The organism is Pseudothermotoga sp. U03pept, from assembly GCF_051235805.1.
In the GTDB taxonomy this organism is placed as follows: domain Bacteria; phylum Thermotogota; class Thermotogae; order Thermotogales; family DSM-5069; genus Pseudothermotoga_B.
Map to the genome: position 1 here is coordinate 2,018,986 of NZ_JBPNXV010000001.1, position 16,200 is coordinate 2,035,185.

The 16,200-nt window shown below is 42.3% G+C and carries 18 protein-coding genes; 2 read left to right on the forward strand and 16 right to left on the reverse strand.

Annotated elements, in window-relative coordinates:
- Nucleotides 1-11: 11 nt before the first annotated feature.
- Genes atpC through ACSFC1_RS09935 form a run of 16 tightly spaced genes read right to left on the reverse strand, consistent with a single transcriptional unit; the run spans nt 12 to nt 12,283 of the window.
- Nucleotides 12-380: an ATP synthase F1 subunit epsilon gene (gene atpC, locus ACSFC1_RS09860; protein WP_435565931.1), complete on the reverse strand. Its 369-nt coding sequence runs from the start codon at nt 378-380 to the stop codon at nt 12-14.
- Nucleotides 377-1,786: a F0F1 ATP synthase subunit beta gene (gene atpD / locus ACSFC1_RS09865; protein WP_435565932.1), complete on the reverse strand. Its 1,410-nt coding sequence runs from the start codon at nt 1,784-1,786 to the stop codon at nt 377-379. The genes atpC and atpD overlap by 4 nt, the downstream gene beginning before the upstream one ends.
- Nucleotides 1,787-1,799: 13 nt before the next feature.
- Nucleotides 1,800-2,612 carry an ATP synthase F1 subunit gamma gene (gene atpG / locus ACSFC1_RS09870; protein WP_435565933.1) on the reverse strand — a complete coding sequence of 271 codons (813 nt, stop codon included), beginning with the start codon at nt 2,610-2,612 and terminating at the stop codon, nt 1,800-1,802.
- Nucleotides 2,612-4,123 carry a F0F1 ATP synthase subunit alpha gene (atpA, locus tag ACSFC1_RS09875; RefSeq protein ID WP_435565934.1) on the reverse strand — a complete coding sequence of 504 codons (1,512 nt, stop codon included), beginning with the start codon at nt 4,121-4,123 and terminating at the stop codon, nt 2,612-2,614. The genes atpG and atpA overlap by 1 nt, the downstream gene beginning before the upstream one ends.
- A gap of 5 nt (nt 4,124-4,128) precedes the next feature.
- Entirely contained in the window at nt 4,129-4,671 is a 543-nt protein-coding gene (locus ACSFC1_RS09880; RefSeq protein WP_435565935.1) for a F0F1 ATP synthase subunit delta, read from the reverse strand.
- Nucleotides 4,668-5,156, reverse strand: coding sequence for a F0F1 ATP synthase subunit B (atpF, locus tag ACSFC1_RS09885; RefSeq protein ID WP_435565936.1), 489 nt, complete (start codon nt 5,154-5,156; stop codon nt 4,668-4,670). The genes ACSFC1_RS09880 and atpF overlap by 4 nt, the downstream gene beginning before the upstream one ends.
- Nucleotides 5,157-5,168: 12 nt before the next feature.
- Nucleotides 5,169-5,426 (reverse strand): F0F1 ATP synthase subunit C, encoded by a 258-nt coding sequence (locus ACSFC1_RS09890; RefSeq protein WP_435565937.1) that lies wholly within the window; start codon nt 5,424-5,426, stop codon nt 5,169-5,171.
- A 15-nt stretch (nt 5,427-5,441) separates the two neighbouring features.
- A complete protein-coding gene (gene atpB, locus ACSFC1_RS09895) occupies nt 5,442-6,299 on the reverse strand; it encodes a F0F1 ATP synthase subunit A (RefSeq protein WP_435565938.1) in 858 nt (285 codons plus the stop codon).
- Between the two features lie 4 nt (nt 6,300-6,303).
- Nucleotides 6,304-6,573, reverse strand: coding sequence for an ATP synthase subunit I (locus ACSFC1_RS09900; RefSeq protein ID WP_435565939.1), 270 nt, complete (start codon nt 6,571-6,573; stop codon nt 6,304-6,306).
- Between the two features lie 4 nt (nt 6,574-6,577).
- The gene (locus ACSFC1_RS09905; protein ID WP_435565940.1) at nt 6,578-6,838 is read right to left on the reverse strand and encodes an AtpZ/AtpI family protein; all 261 of its coding nucleotides are present in this window, start codon (nt 6,836-6,838) and stop codon (nt 6,578-6,580) included.
- Entirely contained in the window at nt 6,823-7,302 is a 480-nt protein-coding gene (locus ACSFC1_RS09910; RefSeq protein WP_435565941.1) for a chemotaxis protein CheX, read from the reverse strand. Before ACSFC1_RS09910 ends, ACSFC1_RS09905 begins: the two co-directional genes overlap by 16 nt.
- Nucleotides 7,303-7,314: 12 nt before the next feature.
- Nucleotides 7,315-9,993 carry a DNA polymerase I gene (polA, locus tag ACSFC1_RS09915; RefSeq protein ID WP_435565942.1) on the reverse strand — a complete coding sequence of 893 codons (2,679 nt, stop codon included), beginning with the start codon at nt 9,991-9,993 and terminating at the stop codon, nt 7,315-7,317.
- Nucleotides 9,971-10,333, reverse strand: coding sequence for a carboxymuconolactone decarboxylase family protein (locus ACSFC1_RS09920; RefSeq protein ID WP_435565943.1), 363 nt, complete (start codon nt 10,331-10,333; stop codon nt 9,971-9,973). The genes polA and ACSFC1_RS09920 overlap by 23 nt, the downstream gene beginning before the upstream one ends.
- A 5-nt stretch (nt 10,334-10,338) precedes the next feature.
- On the reverse strand, nt 10,339-10,962 hold the full coding sequence (locus tag ACSFC1_RS09925; protein WP_435565944.1) for an MBL fold metallo-hydrolase: 624 nt from the start codon (nt 10,960-10,962) through the stop codon (nt 10,339-10,341).
- A gap of 5 nt (nt 10,963-10,967) precedes the next feature.
- Entirely contained in the window at nt 10,968-11,684 is a 717-nt protein-coding gene (locus tag ACSFC1_RS09930) for an undecaprenyl-diphosphate phosphatase (RefSeq protein WP_435565945.1), read from the reverse strand.
- On the reverse strand, nt 11,681-12,283 hold the full coding sequence (locus ACSFC1_RS09935; RefSeq protein ID WP_435565946.1) for a CBS domain-containing protein: 603 nt from the start codon (nt 12,281-12,283) through the stop codon (nt 11,681-11,683). The genes ACSFC1_RS09930 and ACSFC1_RS09935 overlap by 4 nt, the downstream gene beginning before the upstream one ends.
- A gap of 671 nt (nt 12,284-12,954) precedes the next feature.
- Between ACSFC1_RS09935 and glnA the strand changes: the two genes are divergently transcribed.
- Both glnA and ACSFC1_RS09945 read left to right on the forward strand, forming a co-directional pair.
- The gene (gene glnA, locus ACSFC1_RS09940; RefSeq protein WP_435565947.1) at nt 12,955-14,274 is read left to right on the forward strand and encodes a type I glutamate--ammonia ligase; all 1,320 of its coding nucleotides are present in this window, start codon (nt 12,955-12,957) and stop codon (nt 14,272-14,274) included.
- Between the two features lie 449 nt (nt 14,275-14,723).
- On the forward strand, nt 14,724-16,200 hold a 1,477-nt coding region (locus ACSFC1_RS09945; RefSeq protein ID WP_435565948.1), incomplete at its 3' end, for a methyl-accepting chemotaxis protein.

A 16,200-nucleotide genomic window follows, 5' to 3' on the forward strand; every position in this document is an offset into this window, starting at 1 on the left:
GTAAATCATCACTATCTTCCTGCCTTGATATTGGCTTCAACTTTTGTGTTCTTGAAAAGCCTATCTTGAAATTCCAAAAGTCTTTTTGCTCTTTCTTGTGCATCTTTGAAAACATGAGGGTCTAATTCCTCAGCAGGAACAACTATGCTTGCCACTACTGTGATTTTTTTACCATCGCAGTGCATGTAACCACCATAAGTTGCAAAGTTTTTTTCTCCATCTTCTGTGACAATGCGAACGTAATCTATCGCCAACTGAGTCACTATAGGCGCTCTCTTTGGAAGTATTCCCATGGACCCTTCAACTGTCCTGAGGCTCACTAACTTTGCTTCACCACTCCAGCAAACAGTTGAGGGTGAAAGGATCTCGACCTCTATCATGCAACACTTCCTTTCAACCTTTCAGCCTTTTTCACAGCCTCTTCTATAGTACCAACCATGAAAAATGCCTGTTCTGGTAAAGAGTCATGTTTACCTTCGAGTATCTCTTTGAAACCTCGAACTGTCTCTGAAATGGGCACGTACTTACCAGGAGCACCAGTGAATCTCTCTGCGACAAAACACGGCTGACTCAAGAAGCGCTGTATTTTCCTCGCCCTTTGGACTATCAACTTATCTTCCTCGCTGAGTTCTTCCATTCCGAGTATCGCTATTATGTCTTGGAGATCTTTGTATCTCTGCAGAACCTCCTGAACACCTCTCGCAACTTGGTAATGTTCCCAACCAACCACACTTGGATCGAGTATCTTCGAGGTAGAGTCGAGCGGGTCTACAGCTGGGTAGATTCCAAGCTCTGCAATCTTTCTTGAAAGCACAACTGAAGCATCCAAATGAGCAAAAGTTGTAGCAGGAGCTGGGTCTGTTATGTCATCAGCAGGCACATAGATAGCTTGAACTGATGTTATTGAACCTTTTTGAGTCGAAGTGATTCTCTCCTGCAACTCACCCATGTCTGTTGCAAGAGTGGGCTGATATCCCACCGCTGAAGGCATTCTGCCAAGTAATGCAGAAACCTCACTACCAGCTTGAACAAATCTGAAGATATTATCAATAAAGAGCAAAACATCTCTTCCCTCAACGTCTCTGAAGTATTCAGCAATCGTCAACGCTGTTAGACCAACTCTGAATCTTGCTCCTGGTGGCTCATTCATTTGACCAAAGATCAAAACCGTGTTGTTCAATACGCCTGCTTCTTGCATCTCAAGCCAAAGATCGTTACCCTCTCTTGTTCGCTCTCCAACACCCGCAAAGACCGAAAAACCTTTCTGTTCGATCGCAATGTTTCTTATGAGTTCCATGACGAGCACGGTCTTCCCAACGCCAGCTCCACCGAAGAATCCTATCTTTCCACCTTTCGGAAACGGGGCAAGCAAATCAATGACCTTTATACCGGTTTCAAGAATCTCTATCTGCGTTTTCTGCTCGGTGATCTTCGGTGCCGGTCTGTGTATGGGCCAATAATCTTGCGCTGTTATTTCACCGTTTTCGTCAATTGGTTTGCCAACGACGTTGAGCATTCTTCCCAAAACGCTTCGTCCAACTGGCGCAACTATTGGCTTGCCTGTATCAACAACTTCTAATCCCCTTGTTAAGCCATCTGTAGAATCAAGCGCTATTGCACGGACTATGTTATCACCTATCAGTTGTTCGGCTTCCAATACCAGCTTTTCACTTGTTTGTGGGTTCACTACTTCCAACGCGTTGTATATGTCAGGCAGCTCATTTTCGCTGAACTTCACGTCGACAACAGGTCCTATAACCCTGACTATGTAACCTTTGCCAGCCAAGAAGATCGCCTCCTCATTGTTCTTTCAACGCTTCTGCGCCAGTGACTATCTCTATTAATTCTTGAGTGATCGATGCCTGTCTTGCTTTGTTGTAATCCAGAGTTAGAATTCTTATCATCTCTTTAGCATTTTCAGTAGCGTTTCTCATAGCGTTTTGCCGAGCATACATCTCACTGACTTTCGTCTCAAACAACAGAGAGTACAGCTTTGTTGCAACATAAAAACTCACGAAGTTCGCTGCAAGTTTTTCTGATTCTGGCTCGTACTCATACCTTTCTATCTTTTTACCAAGCGTGATTGGAGCCAGTTGCAAGAGGACAGGCCTTTGAACGAGTCTGTTGATGAACTTTGCATATATAACATGAATATTACCAGTGATTTTGAGAACGTCTTCCATCAAAGTTCCAGCAAGATTAAGTGACGGCACATCGTACATTCTTTGATACGATCTTATGAGTTTCTTATTCTTTGAAAAATGCGCCGTTGCTTTGCTACCTATAGTTATTAGGCCACTGAAATCTTTCAATCTGCGTTCTGCTTCTCTGAGTATCTCAGCATTGAAAGCACCACACAAACCCATATCAGAAGTTATCACGATCAGAATAGGATCGCCTTTTCCAGTCACAAACGGATGTTCACAAGAAGAGAAATCAACATGCTCACGTATGGCTTCAACGGCAGCTGCGAATTTCTTGACTCGCGAAAAAGATTCTTCAAGTTTTCTGACTCTTGCGCGCGCTACCATTTCCATCGCGCGAGTTATTTTCATCAACGAAGATGTAGATTGAATACGTGCTTTGACCGATCTGAGCTTCCCTCTACTCATTACTCATGCCATCCCTTCAAAAACTCCTGAATGGCTTCTTTTAACTCGTTTTCTATTTCTTGAGTCAACTCTCTTTTCTCCGCTATTGCCTTCAATAACAGGCTATGTGCCGTACGCATGTACTTCAAGAATTCAGTCTCAAAGCGTTTCACAGACTCTACCGCAAGATCATCTAAGTATCCTCTGATACCAGCATACAAAACGACTACTTGTTCCTCAACAGGCATCGGGCTATACTGATCTTGTTTTAGCAACTCTTGAAGTCTCTGACCTCTGACAATCTGAGCCCTTGTTGCAGAATCAAGCTCAGAAGCAAACTGGGCAAAGGTTTCCAATTCTCTAAATTGTGCAAGGTCTATCCTCAACATTCCAGCTACTTGTTTCATCGCCTTTATCTGCGCAGAACCACCCACACGTGATACAGAGAGTCCCACATTTATTGCAGGTCGAAATCCCGAGTAGAACAAACTGGGTTCAAGATATATCTGACCGTCGGTTATCGATATCACATTCGTTGGAATGTACGCAGAGACATCATTTGCTTGAGTTTCGACTATCGGCAGAGCCGTTAGAGAACCTCCACCCATTTTTTCATCAAGCCTTGCGGCTCTTTCGAGGAGTCTGGAATGCAGATAGAATATGTCGCCAGGGTATGCCTCTCTTCCCGGTGGTCTTCTGAGCAACAGTGATAGCTGCCTGTATGCGGCAGCGTGTTTTGACAAATCATCGTATATCACTAACGCGTCTCTTGAGCTGTACATGAAGTATTCACCCATAGCGCATCCCGCATAAGGCGCAAGGTATTGTATAGGAGCAGGATCAGATGCGGAAGCAACAACAACCGTTGTGTAATCCATTGCTCCAAATTCACGTAATTTATCGACTATGCGAGCCACAGCGGCAATTTTCTGCCCAATAGCCACGTAGATGCAGTATACATCCTTTCCCTTTTGGTTGATTATAGTGTCTATTGCTATGGCTGTTTTCCCCGTTTGCCTGTCACCTATTATCAATTCACGCTGACCACGTCCGATTGGTATCATCGCATCGATAGCCTTGATACCAGTTTGAAGAGGCGTGTTAACCGGTCTTCTGTATATGACTCCAGGTGCTTTTATCTCGACCCTCCTGGCATTTTTCGCATTTATTGGACCAAGTCCATCGAGTGGCTCTCCCAAAGGATTGACGACTCTACCGAGAAGCTCTTCTCCAACCGGAACTTCTATGATGTGTTTTAACCTGCGAACTATATGTCCTTCCTTGATCTTAGAATATGAACCAAGCAATATCACACCGACATTATCTTCTTCCAAGTTGAAAGCCAAACCCTTTACACCTGTTTCAACAAACTCAACCAACTCGTTCGCCATAACATTGTTCAAACCATAGACTCGAGCTATACCATCTCCAACCTGTATAACTCTTCCTGTTTCTTGAAGATCTATTTCTTCTTTGAATTCCTTTATCCGTTCTTCCAGAACCTTTGTTATCTCACCAGGACTAATTCGCAACTACATCACCCCTTTTGGAAAACAGCACGAGCGATACTCCTAACCCTTCCAGATACCGACACATCGAAGGTTCTGCCTTCGCATTCTATGACTGCACCAGCTATCAATGATTGGTCATTCTTTATATCGAAAACTGGTTCCCTCTTTGTGAAACGTCTTACAAAATCCGAGATTGTCTTCAGTTCATCGTCTGTCAGATCATATGGCACAGTCAGATGAACAGGTACTTTCATCTGAGCTTCTATCTTCATGTTTCTGTAGTATTCCAAGATCGTTGAAAGAGCCATTTGCCTTTTTTTCTCGAAAACAATCTTCAAAAAGACCCAGAATGGTGTGTCAACGACAGCACCTGCGCTGTTCAAAAATTTGACGATTTTTTCGACCTGATTTGCTGAGTTCTGTGTTGGGTCATCAAAGAACAACTTGGCACTTTCATAGAGTGTGACAACCAAAGTCAACAACTGCCCATATTCCTCTTCCTTACCGAGCTCCAGTGCGACGTTCAGCAGTGCCCTGGCATACTTTGGAGCAATATGAGAATGCCTCATTTTGCCTGCTCCTTCTTCAGTACATTGATGAGATACTCTTTTTTCGCCTTTTCATCAAGAATACCCTGAAGAATTTTCATAGAAAGTGCTATGGCAAGTTCTCCTGCTCTCTTCTCAACTTCATCCATAGCTTGTTGTTTCTCTCTCTCAATCTCAGCACGTGCTGATGCAATTGTTCTGTCTGCTTCCTCACGGGCTTGATTTCTCGCCTGGTTTATCAATTCATCACTTCTCTGCTTTGCATCTGATAAGATTTTCTCTGCAAGCTGTCTTGCATTAGCCAGGATCTGTTCAGCTTCCTTTTTCATCTCCAACGCTTCTTTTCGCTCCCTTTCAGCTTGTGCAAGATCAGCTTCAATTTTCTCACGCCTCTTGTCCATTATCTGTGTGAATGGTTTGTAGAGTAGTTTATAAAGGGCAAAAAGCAATATTAGAAAATTCAGCAGCTGTATTATGCCCGTGAGGTTAAGTTCGACAAATCCCATGGCCCGTCCTCCTCAGAGAACAAAGAGCATCAGTATGGAGATGAGCAAAGAGTACAAACCAGTGGTTTCACACACAGCCTGTGAAAGTAACATTCTTGTGGTCAGAACTCCAATCAGTTCTGGTTGACGAGCCATTGCCTGCATGGCACCATCACCGACATGACCTTCACCAATACCTGGTCCAATGGCTCCTGCACCCATGCAAATACCTGCTCCTATGAACTTACCCATCTGAATCAAAGCCTCAGCAAGAGTTGGTCCGTTCTCCACAAAAATCCCTCCTCTTTACGACAGAGCTGATGATATGTAAGCAATTGCAAGCACGGTGAAAACCAAAGCTTGAATGACTCCCACAAAGAGACCGAAAAATCCCCAGAGGATTACAGGCAAGAAAAAGTACTTTGCCATATACGCCAGTAAGTATGTCAGCAGCGCTCCACCTGCGATGTTTCCAAAAAGCCTCAAAGAGTGGGATATGGGTTTTGAGAGCTCTCCAATGACATTCATTGGAAACATAAATGGAATGGGCTCAAACCACGATTTACCCCATGCTTTGAAACCTTTTGATTTGATCGCGAATATTTGACTTATCACGAAAACAAAAACTGCCAAAAATGCGTTCGTGTTAATGTCTGCGGTGGGTGAAAACCACGTGTCAGAGAACAAATACACCTTTTCCACATTTCCTTGAGCGTTGGCTTCAACAGAAATTCCTGGAATTGCTCCACCTAAGATGTTTGAGAACACGATGAATATGAACAAGGTACAGGCTAAGTAAAAAGTCGGTCTGACAAAACGTTGATCTGGTATTGCTTCCTCTACCATCTGGTAAACAAAGTCCATAAGAGATTCCAAAGCAGACTGCTTTCTATCCGGTATTATCTGTGGCTTTCTGAATCTCAAAGCGATAACGATTATGATCAGCATTATGCCCCAAGTCATGAAGATAGTCAAAGGATTAACTCGCGAAAACATACCCTCTCCAAAAGGAAGTTTTACAACCCATCTGTTTGCAACATTCTTGAAAGCCTCACTCATGCTTTGCTTAGAAAGATATATTGCATTCAAGACACCCACGACTACATAAATTGCCAAGAAGACAACCAGTAATATCTTCGTTCTTCTGTCAAGACTCAGCTTCACCGAGTCACCTCCATGACAAAAAGGCTGCGAGCTTTTCGTTCAAAAGACCAAAAAATGCTCCAAAAACTGCCTGAACAGACAAAATTGCAGCCAAAGCCATAATTGCTCCACTAAAAGTATACCGCGACAGATACCCAATCACCGACATCTTTTTCTTTCTCGCAACGCACTTTTCAACATCTCGCCAAAGACTCAACACATTTATGATTGCCCCAGTTGTGCCCAATAACACACCTAATGCACTTCTGTATCCAAAAAGAAACCAAAATACCACCAGCTCAGTTGTGCCCAGTATTGTTATGCTTATCAGCATTTTTTTTATCATGTTTATCATATTTATCGGCTTCTTTCAACAGATATTTAAAACCGTTGTACAAACCAGACGCTACACCGAGCAGCATAAAAACTATGAAAAATACGCCGTTCTTGAACGTCCATTTGTCGATGTAATAACCAAGAAAAGCACCAACCGCTATGTTTGAAAGAACGGTCACACCGAAATTCAGTACAATACTGTACTTACCTAAGCCTTGGTGCACTTAACCGTTCCTTTCACCGAGAGAATCGTCTCTACATCCCCTTCGTTTTTGATACCAACTGGCAACTGTAAAGCAAGCCCATCGACGGTTATTCTCATATCCTTACCAATTACCACAGTTGGTGGAGTGATATTTATCTTGCATCCGATCTTTTCAAGATTCATGGCAAGCGCACCTGCAATCATATTTCCAAGTTCACCAATAGCACTCATTGCAAGTTCATCAAGAGCTTCGTACGGCATGTTCATCATCTTCGAAACTACGTCCAAAGCCGTCCCTGGATTGAAGGAATATATCAAATTTCCTTCGACACCTCCAGTAAAACCTATGACCGTCACTAAGTCGAATTTCGGCTTTATCTCTTTCAACACACCAGGTTTCCCAATCTCTGGTTTTCTCCCAAGCAGAACTTCAAGAGTGTTAACAATGGCGGCAATTAACGCATTCAAAACCCTTGCATCCATGATAATCCCTCCTTAGTCCCAGTTTTCCGAAACTACCAGATCTACCTTCAACGGTACTGATAATTTTACCACGCCCTCCATGGATCCTCTAATCATAGCTGAGATCTTTTCAACTTCCTCGTCTGGCACCTCAAAAACGAGTTCATCGTGAACCTGTAATACCATTTTGGATCGCATCTGTGCTTTCCTCATCTTTTCGTGCAAATCTACCATGGCAAGTTTCATTATATCTGCAGCAGTACCCTGTATGGGTGTGTTTATAGCAATTCTTTCTCCTTCTTGCCTTACAGTTGCGTCTTTCGATCTAAGTTGAGGAATCTCTCTTTTTCTCCCAAAGATCGTTTTGACATGTCCATAGGTCTTGGCATAGGCTATCACACGCGCGAAATATTCTCTCACAGATGGATATAGGGAGAAGTACTCGTTTATAAAGCGCTGTGCCTGATCGTATGTTAGCCCAGTTCGCTGGGACAATCCAAACGGTGAAACACCATAAATTACAGAGAAGTTCACCATCTTTCCCACAGACCTCATCTGTGGTGTCACCTGATCTTGTGAAACCTGAAAGATCTTGCTTGCAGTAAATGTATGTATGTCTTCTTCCTTTTGGAACGCCTCTATGAGTCTTTGATCTGCGCTCAAGTGAGCCAAGACTCTCAATTCTATCTGCGAGTAGTCTGCACTCACAATCTTCCAGCCAGATCTTTGTGGAACTACTGCCTTTCTTATCTCCCTTCCTTCTTCCTGTTTTGTTGGCAGATTCTGAAGGTTTGGCTCGCTGCTGCTCAATCTTCCCGTAGCAGTACCTGTTTGATGGAACGAAGAGTGTATTCTTCCAGTCTTAGGGTGAACAAGTCTTGGGAGCACGTCCAGGTAGGTAGATTTGAGCTTTTGATACTTTCTGTACTCGAGTATCAAAGGAACAACAGGGTGTTTGTCTGACAATTCTTCGAGAACATCAGCTCTCGTTGAAAACTCACCTGTAGAAGTCCTCTTCGATCCTTGTATCTTCAACTTTTCGAACAGTACGTTAGCCACTTGCTTAGGAGAGTTCAAATTGAAAGGCTCTTTTGTGTAATCGAAGATCCGGCGGGAAAGCTCATCCATCTTGACAGAGTATTTCACAGATAGCTCTTTCAAATACTCAGTGTTCATGTAAACACCTGTTAGTTCCATATCAACCAAAACTGGTATTAGCGGCATCTCGATTTTTTCTAATACATCCAACAAATTAGCTTCGTGCAGCTTCAAATTGAGCATTTCATACAATCTACGAGTTATGTCTGCATCTTCAGCAGAATACCTTGTTGCGTCCTCTACTGAAAGATCGGCGAAGGTCTGTGAACTGAACAAAGGTGAGTTATTCTTGATGAGTTCTTCGAAGCTGATCATCTTATAGTTTAGAAACTTCATCGCCAACTCGTCGAGATTAAACCTCTTCTCATCTGGATTCAGAAGATATGCACCTATCATCGTATCAAAGGTTGGTTTAACTGGATTTATCCCGTGCACCTTGAAAACACTGTAGTCGTATTTGAGATTCTGCCCAACGATCTTAGTGTTCGGGGTTTCGAGTATTTCCTTCAGATAAGTCAAAACCTGACTTGAGTTCACATTCGGACCATTCTTGTGAGCCAATGGAACATAGTAGCTGGTCTTATCAGGTAAAGAGACGGAAAAGCCTATTATGTTGGCATCCAAGGGGGACAAAGAATCTGTCTCGAGATCTATCACGACATACTGACTTCTCTTCATCTTTTGCATCAAATCTATCAAAGTTCTTTCGTCATTCACACACACATAAGGACTCTGAGAGCTCTGTTGAGTGTATAATCCAAGTTCCTTCATTATACTCGAGAATTCCATTTCTTTAAGGAACTGAACCAATTCACTTTCTTTGTATCCGTGATATTCCAAATCCTTCCATTCTATTCCAAGTTCTATATCTTTCATCAGGGTAACCAATTGTTTGCTCTTGAAAGCTTCTGTCTGTCCTTCAAGCAAAAGCTTTCCTACTCTGGTGTTTTTGTCGATCCTTTCATAAATCTTTTCGAGATCACCATATCTCTGAATCAATTCAACAGCTGTTTTCATTCCTATGCCTTTTACACCAGGAACATTGTCGGCGGTGTCACCTGCAAGAGCGAGCAAATCGACTATCTGAGATGGATCAACCTGAAATTTTTCTTTGACTTTAGCTGGGTCATACAGTTCCAAATCACTGATACCCTTTGTGGGACGCCACACCTTGACCTTTGATCCTACAAGCTGAAGCATGTCCTTATCGCCAGTGACGATGAAAATCTCTTCAAAGACCTCTTCACCCTTTTTCGCGAGAGTTGCTATCACATCATCTGCTTCGCAGCCTTCGTATTCCAGTACCCTTACTCCAAGCGCTTGAACTCCCTTTCTTATATACGGCAGTTGTTGTATCATAGCATCTGGCGCTTGAGGTCTTTGGGCTTTGTACTCTTCAAGCAATTCATGCCTGTAGGTTCTGGTTTTCTTGTCCATAGCAAAAGCAACACAATCACCAGGTTTTATGTGGTCCTTAAGGAACCTTATCAACATCCTCAAAACACCATATGTGGCATTTGTGGGAATACCAGAGCTGGTCGAAAGGGACTGGTCCACTGCATAATAAGCTCTGTAGGCAATTCCAGTACCATCAAAGAGAAACAGTCTCGCCATCTCTCTCCTTCTTTCTGAGTTCTTCAAGGGCTTCAACTGCCTTCCTCAAATGCGGTATGACTATCGATCCACCAACAACGAGTGCAACGTTGAAGATCTCGAAAAACTCTTCATCTGTCGTGCCAAGTTGAAATAACCTTATCATGTGGTAGGTAATACAATCATTGCACCTTAAAACCATAGACGCCACAAGACCAAGCATCTCTTTTGTCTTCGTACTCAAAGCATGCTCTTCGTAGACCTGAGAATCCAAATTCATGAATCTCTTTGTGTGCAGATTACCCTTTTCGTTTATCAGTTTGTTCAACCTTGCTCTATAATCAATGAATTCTTCGATCAATTCAATCACCTCGAAATCCGTAAAGGTTCATCGTGAGTGAAAATCACCCAATCACACTTCTTGGAAGTCTCTCTGACGAACCGCGCTGCCTCATCGTTCTTGTAACCTTTGACTGCCTCATAGTATTCAACTTTTGTGTAACATATATCTCCTGGCATCAATATTCTGCCCATGTTTTGTGTTTCAATCACCAGCGAAATATGATCAGAGGAATGGTAGGGTGTGTAGAAAACATCAATACAATCAAATAATCTTTCACTGCCTTTTAGTCTCTGAACATTCTTCCAGCTTGAAACAACCATGCTGTACAGTTGACCCGAAAGATTCCCGAAAGATGAGTAGTCCCTTTCTGCATACTTCTCATGTACATGAAAAGTCGCATGTTTGAAAAAGATCGACGAAAAGATGTGGTCCATGTGAACATGCGTTAGAATAATGTCTGTTACTTCGTCTGTTGGTAGTTTCATCTCTGATAGTTTCTTTTCAAGGGCTTCCCAGGTTACAAAGCTCCCAGGATCTATGAGTATTTTTGCATTTTCATCGTACAGCATAGATACGGTAGAATACGGAGCCATCACATAAGGCATTGCCCTTAGAACTCCACCTATGACCAAGACCTCAAATTTCATAGAAATCACCCCAAAAAGAAAGAGATTACGGCGATCAAAAGACAGTAGTCAGCAAAAATTCTGAGTTTTTGGGAAAGAACAATCTTTTTGAGCACAAAGAGTGAGCCGAGGCCAACTACGAAAGAGATAACGCCCAAATAGAACCAACTTGGATCCATCTGTGAAAATTCCAAAAGTCCTGCACCACCAATCACCGGTATCGCTAACAGAAATGAGTAGGAGAGGGCATCATCCTTTTTGAAACCAAGTAGCAGAGCACCAGCCAAAGTCGCGCCGCTTCTCGATACACCCGGCAAGATCGCCAATGCTTGGAAAAGGCCTATTATCAATGCGTCAGAAAACTTCATTTCTTCAAGAATTTTGTTTCCATCTCTAAAGGACGAAATTAACAGCAAAAAGCTGGTTATACAAAAGAATATTGGCAGCACTTTCGTATTGCTGAAGATCTCCTCAACTTTCTCGTTCATGGTGAATCCAACTACAACTGCAGGAATCGTTGAAACCACAAGATTGAGAACCACTTTCACGTTTTTCAAAGCCCTCAGTAGTGAGTTAACAGCAAAGAGAAAGACTGCTAAAAGTGTTCCAAGATGAAGCATTGCGGCAAAAGGCAGTTCTGCTTTAATGCCAAGCAATTCACCTAAGAAAACAAGATGCCCAGAGCTTGAAACAGGGAGAAACTCGGTGATTCCCTGGGTGATAGCAAGAAGTACGTTGTTCAAAAACCTTCCTCCCTCGCTATTTTGTCGTACTTTATGCTGTACATATCTAAGACTTTGGCAACTTCCTGAGTGTCCAAAAGATCAACTTTGATCGAGACTCTTCTGTATTTATCTTCCTTAACGGTGTTCACAGCAAGAACATTCATCTTGTTTTGGGCGAGTACATCGAAGATTCTTTTCAGCTGGCCTGGTCTATCCTCTAACTTCAGGAGAATTCTCGAACCCGGTTCATCCATTGCCGTGATTGCAACAAAGGCTTCAAGTATCTCTGTGAGAGTTATGACTCCTCTTACATTGAGATCTTTGTCGACAACTGCCAAACTTGCTTCTTGAGATTCTCTGAAGGTCAGTGCCGCTTCTTCGATGTAGCTGTCTTCAAAAACGTAGAAGTCTGGAAAGACCACATATTCACCTACTGTACTTTCAAGTTGCAGGTTTGCCAAGCTGTTTTTGTAGACTAAACCTTCGAATTTGTCTTCTTCATCTGTCACCACGCAGTAGTCAACTCTATACTTTCTCATCGTTGATAAGGTTTCCTGAACTGTAGCGCTTACTTTGACTTTGGGAAAGTCTGTGTTCATCCAATTTGCCGCAAACATGCTCTCGCCTCCTTCTTGTTTCTAAGTATTTCATTTCAATCATACCTCAAAAGGCTGAATTTGAATAAAGTGCAGTATTACACTGTTTCGCAAGAGTGTACCGACACTATATACTACTATAAGTTATATCTATCTATATAGTATTAGTAGTAGTAATAGGGGTGGTAGATTCTGTAACATTACGATCGAAATTTCTTTTCTGGTAAGCGTTTCCGCCTTCGAGGGGGGTGGTAGATAACCTGGTAGATAGGTGGTAGATAAGTGGTAGAAAACTTCCAAAAAGCTTTTCTAAAGAGGAATTCAAGGTGGTAGAAATCGTGTGTTACCGTTGTATACAGTAAAATTCTCATATCGGAGAGAAATTATCTAAATTGCATAAGCTCATCTCTTTCTTGATTCTATGCCAATTTACAGATATCTACCACCTTGTTTTTCTTTCGTAGAGCCAATTTAAGAAGTTTTCTACCACCCATACAATATCTTGTGTGAAGTTTTCTACCACCCAATATATAGAGTAGACAGGCTTCAGGTTATTCAATAACACGAGAAAACCTGTCATCAAAAAAGTTGAAATCTTCTTTTTCTTGGATCTTAACCCTTCTATTACCTGTTGTCAGTATGAACTCTTTATCATATATGCATATAAAATTCTCGTGACTGGGGGGATTTTGATGAACCAAGAGGAGATCTTTGATCTGGTAGCCAAGGAACAGGTTTTGTTTGTACGTCTTCAATTCTCTGATATCAACGGAAATTTGAAAAACGTTGAGATTCCTTCCGCCGAACTCGAAAGGGCATTCAACAGAGGCATCATGTTCGATGGTTCCTCAGTTGAAGGCTTTGTCAGAATCGAAGAGTCTGATATGTACTTGAAGCCAGATCTTTCCACCTTTGCGATCCTTCCATGGTCGACAAATGGAACAAAGAGTGCCAGAATAATATGCGATGTCTACAAACCAGACGGAACTCCTTTTGAGGGAGATCCACGTTACCGTCTGAAACTTGTTGTTGAGAAAGCAAAGAAAATGGGATTCGAAGCCTTTGCTGGTCCTGAGATTGAGTTTTTCGTTCTTCCAAAGGATGAAAAAGGCTTCCCGAAACCTGAACTCTTAGATTTCGGAAGTTACTTTGATCTTTTACCTCTTGACGAAGTTGAGTCTCTCAGAAGTGAAGTTGCTGTGGCTTTGAAAACTATGGGTATAGATGTCGAAGCATCTCATCATGAAGTGGCACCTTCGCAACACGAGGTAGATTTCCGCTACGCTGATATTCTCAAAGCAGCAGACAACACTCAAACTGTAAAGCTTGTTCTTAAAACCATCGCCGTGAAACACAAACTCCATGTGACTTTCATGCCTAAGCCATTTTTCGGTATAAATGGTTCTGGTATGCACACGCACATGAGTCTTTTCAAGAACGGCGAAAATGCCTTTTACGATGCCGCTTCACCTGATGGTCTTTCGAATGTTCTGCGTTGTTTTGTGGCTGGAGTATTGTCTCATGCACGCGAGATAACGGCAGTGACTAATCCAACGGTGAACAGTTACAAAAGGCTCGTGCCAGGTTATGAAGCACCTGTAAACATCGCTTGGTCAAAGGCAAACAGGTCTGCTTTAATAAGAGTTCCTGCGGCTCGTGGTAAATCGACAAGAATTGAATATCGTGCACCAGATCCTTCATGCAATGCCTATCTTGCCTTTGCGGCAGTATTAGCAGCTGGCTTGGATGGAATTGAAAAGAAGATCGAACCTCCACTACCTATCGAAGAAAACATCTACTCTATGTCTGAAGAAAAACGTGCAGAATTTAAGATCGAATCTCTTCCAGGTTCACTCAAAGAAGCTCTCGATGAAGCGAGAAAATCAGATCTCGTTAAAGAAGTCCTTGGTGAACACGTCTTTAGAAAATTCATAGAGCTCAAAAGAAGAGAGTACAGAGATTTCAGCATATCTGTGACAGATTGGGAGATTAGAAAATACCTCAGTGTCTAACCTCTTAGTTTCAAAGAGTAGAGATCTGTTGCGTCTCTACTCTTCTCACTTTTTCTAACTCCATTGGATAGGTTCATTTTCAACTTTATTTTTCCATCAGGATAACAATATTCCACACAGCCTTTCTGAGTTACGGGATTTAATCATTGTCGGTGAAAAAACTCATAATTTTCTGCGCACTGCCGATACCATTGTCTTTGTCTTGTTCTCAAGTTCAAAACGATGATTAGTTTACATTTATCTAATGCACAAGAATCAGAGAAACTGCATCTTATTAATGACTTTCTGGATAGTTAATCGATACTTTGTCATTCAGATGAAAATATATTAGAGATATTTTTAATCCTAAAAGAGAATTGAAAACTAAAGATGAAAATTACTTCCGATTTGACAATATCGAGACTTTTGTGTAAACTCATAAGTAAATCTGCTTCTGCGGGGGTGCTACTGTGAAGACAGTGCGAAGCAAATTGTTGCTTCTTGTAGCTCTGCCAATATTTGTCGTGCTTGCCTTCTTGGTTTTTTACGGCTCAACTCTCGTTAGAACAACTATTGATGAAGAAAGAAAACTGAAACAGAAGCATGTTGTAGAGACGGCATATTCTGTTATTGAAAGATACTACAAACTCTCTCAGCAAGGAGCCATGACAGAGGAGCAAGCGAAAGACACTGTCAAGGAGATCATCAGGTTCTTACGTTACGAAGGCACAGAGTACTTCTGGATCAACGATGATACTCTGCCTTATCCAAAGATGATAATGCATGCCACCACACCTACCTTAGAGGGAAAGGTACTGGATGATCCCAAGTACAACTGTGCAACATCCATGGAAACTGTGAGCGATCGAAAGATTACTAAGACCGATGGAAAGAAGAACCTGTTCCAGGCTTTCGTAGAGGTTGCAAACGCAGATCCAAATGGTGGTTATGTACTGTACTTGTGGACAAAGGTTTTGAAAGACGGTACGGTGTCAAAAGAGCTCTATCCAAAATTGTCCTTTGTCAAGAAGTTTAAGCCCTGGGGCTGGATCATAGGAAGTGGTGTCTATATCGATGACATTCAACGATCTTTTGTAAAAGAGTTCTTAAACTACCTTTTAGTTACTATTCCAGCCTTTATTGGTCTCTCGATTTTGATCTTTTTCTTCAGTTCTTCGATTTCTAGATCGATCAAGGCACTTGCGAAAAGTGCAGTAGAATTTGGCAAAGGAGATTTGACTGTGAAGTTCGAAGCGAAAGGCAAAGACGAAGTAGCCCAGATGGCGCAGGCACTCGAACAGATGGCTGAGTCATTGAAAGAGTCAATGAAGGCAATAACAGAAGGTTCAAACCAGATACACGCTTCTGCAGAAAATCTTGCAAGCACAGCAGAAGAAGTCAGCGCTACGAGTGAAGAACTTGCCTCACAGATGGAAGAGGTGAACAAATCTGCACAGAACGCATCTGCATCGATACAAGAGGTAACCAGTGGTATAGAAGAAGTTGCAGCCAGTGCACAGAATGTATCAAAGTCTGCACAAGAATTGACAGAGAAAGCTTCACAGGTGAACAACGCAGCGAAAGAAGGGGAAAAGGCAGTACAGTCGATAGTACAGATAATCGCACAGACGAAGGAAAAGTCACAGCAGACAGAGAAGGCAGTCAAAGAACTGAGTGAGAGGGCAAAGAACATAGGAGAGATAGTACAGACGATAAACTCTATAGCAGAGCAGACGAATCTATTGGCGTTGAACGCGGCGATAGAGGCAGCGAGAGCAGGAGAAGCAGGAAGAGGCTTTGCTGTAGTAGCAGACGAGATAAGAAAGCTTGCAGAGGAGAGTAAAAAGGCAACAGACAAGATAGGGCAGATCTTGAATCAGATACAACAAGGGGCACAGCAGGCGAGTGTAGCGACGAACGAGACGGTGAATGTAGTAGAGAAGGCTG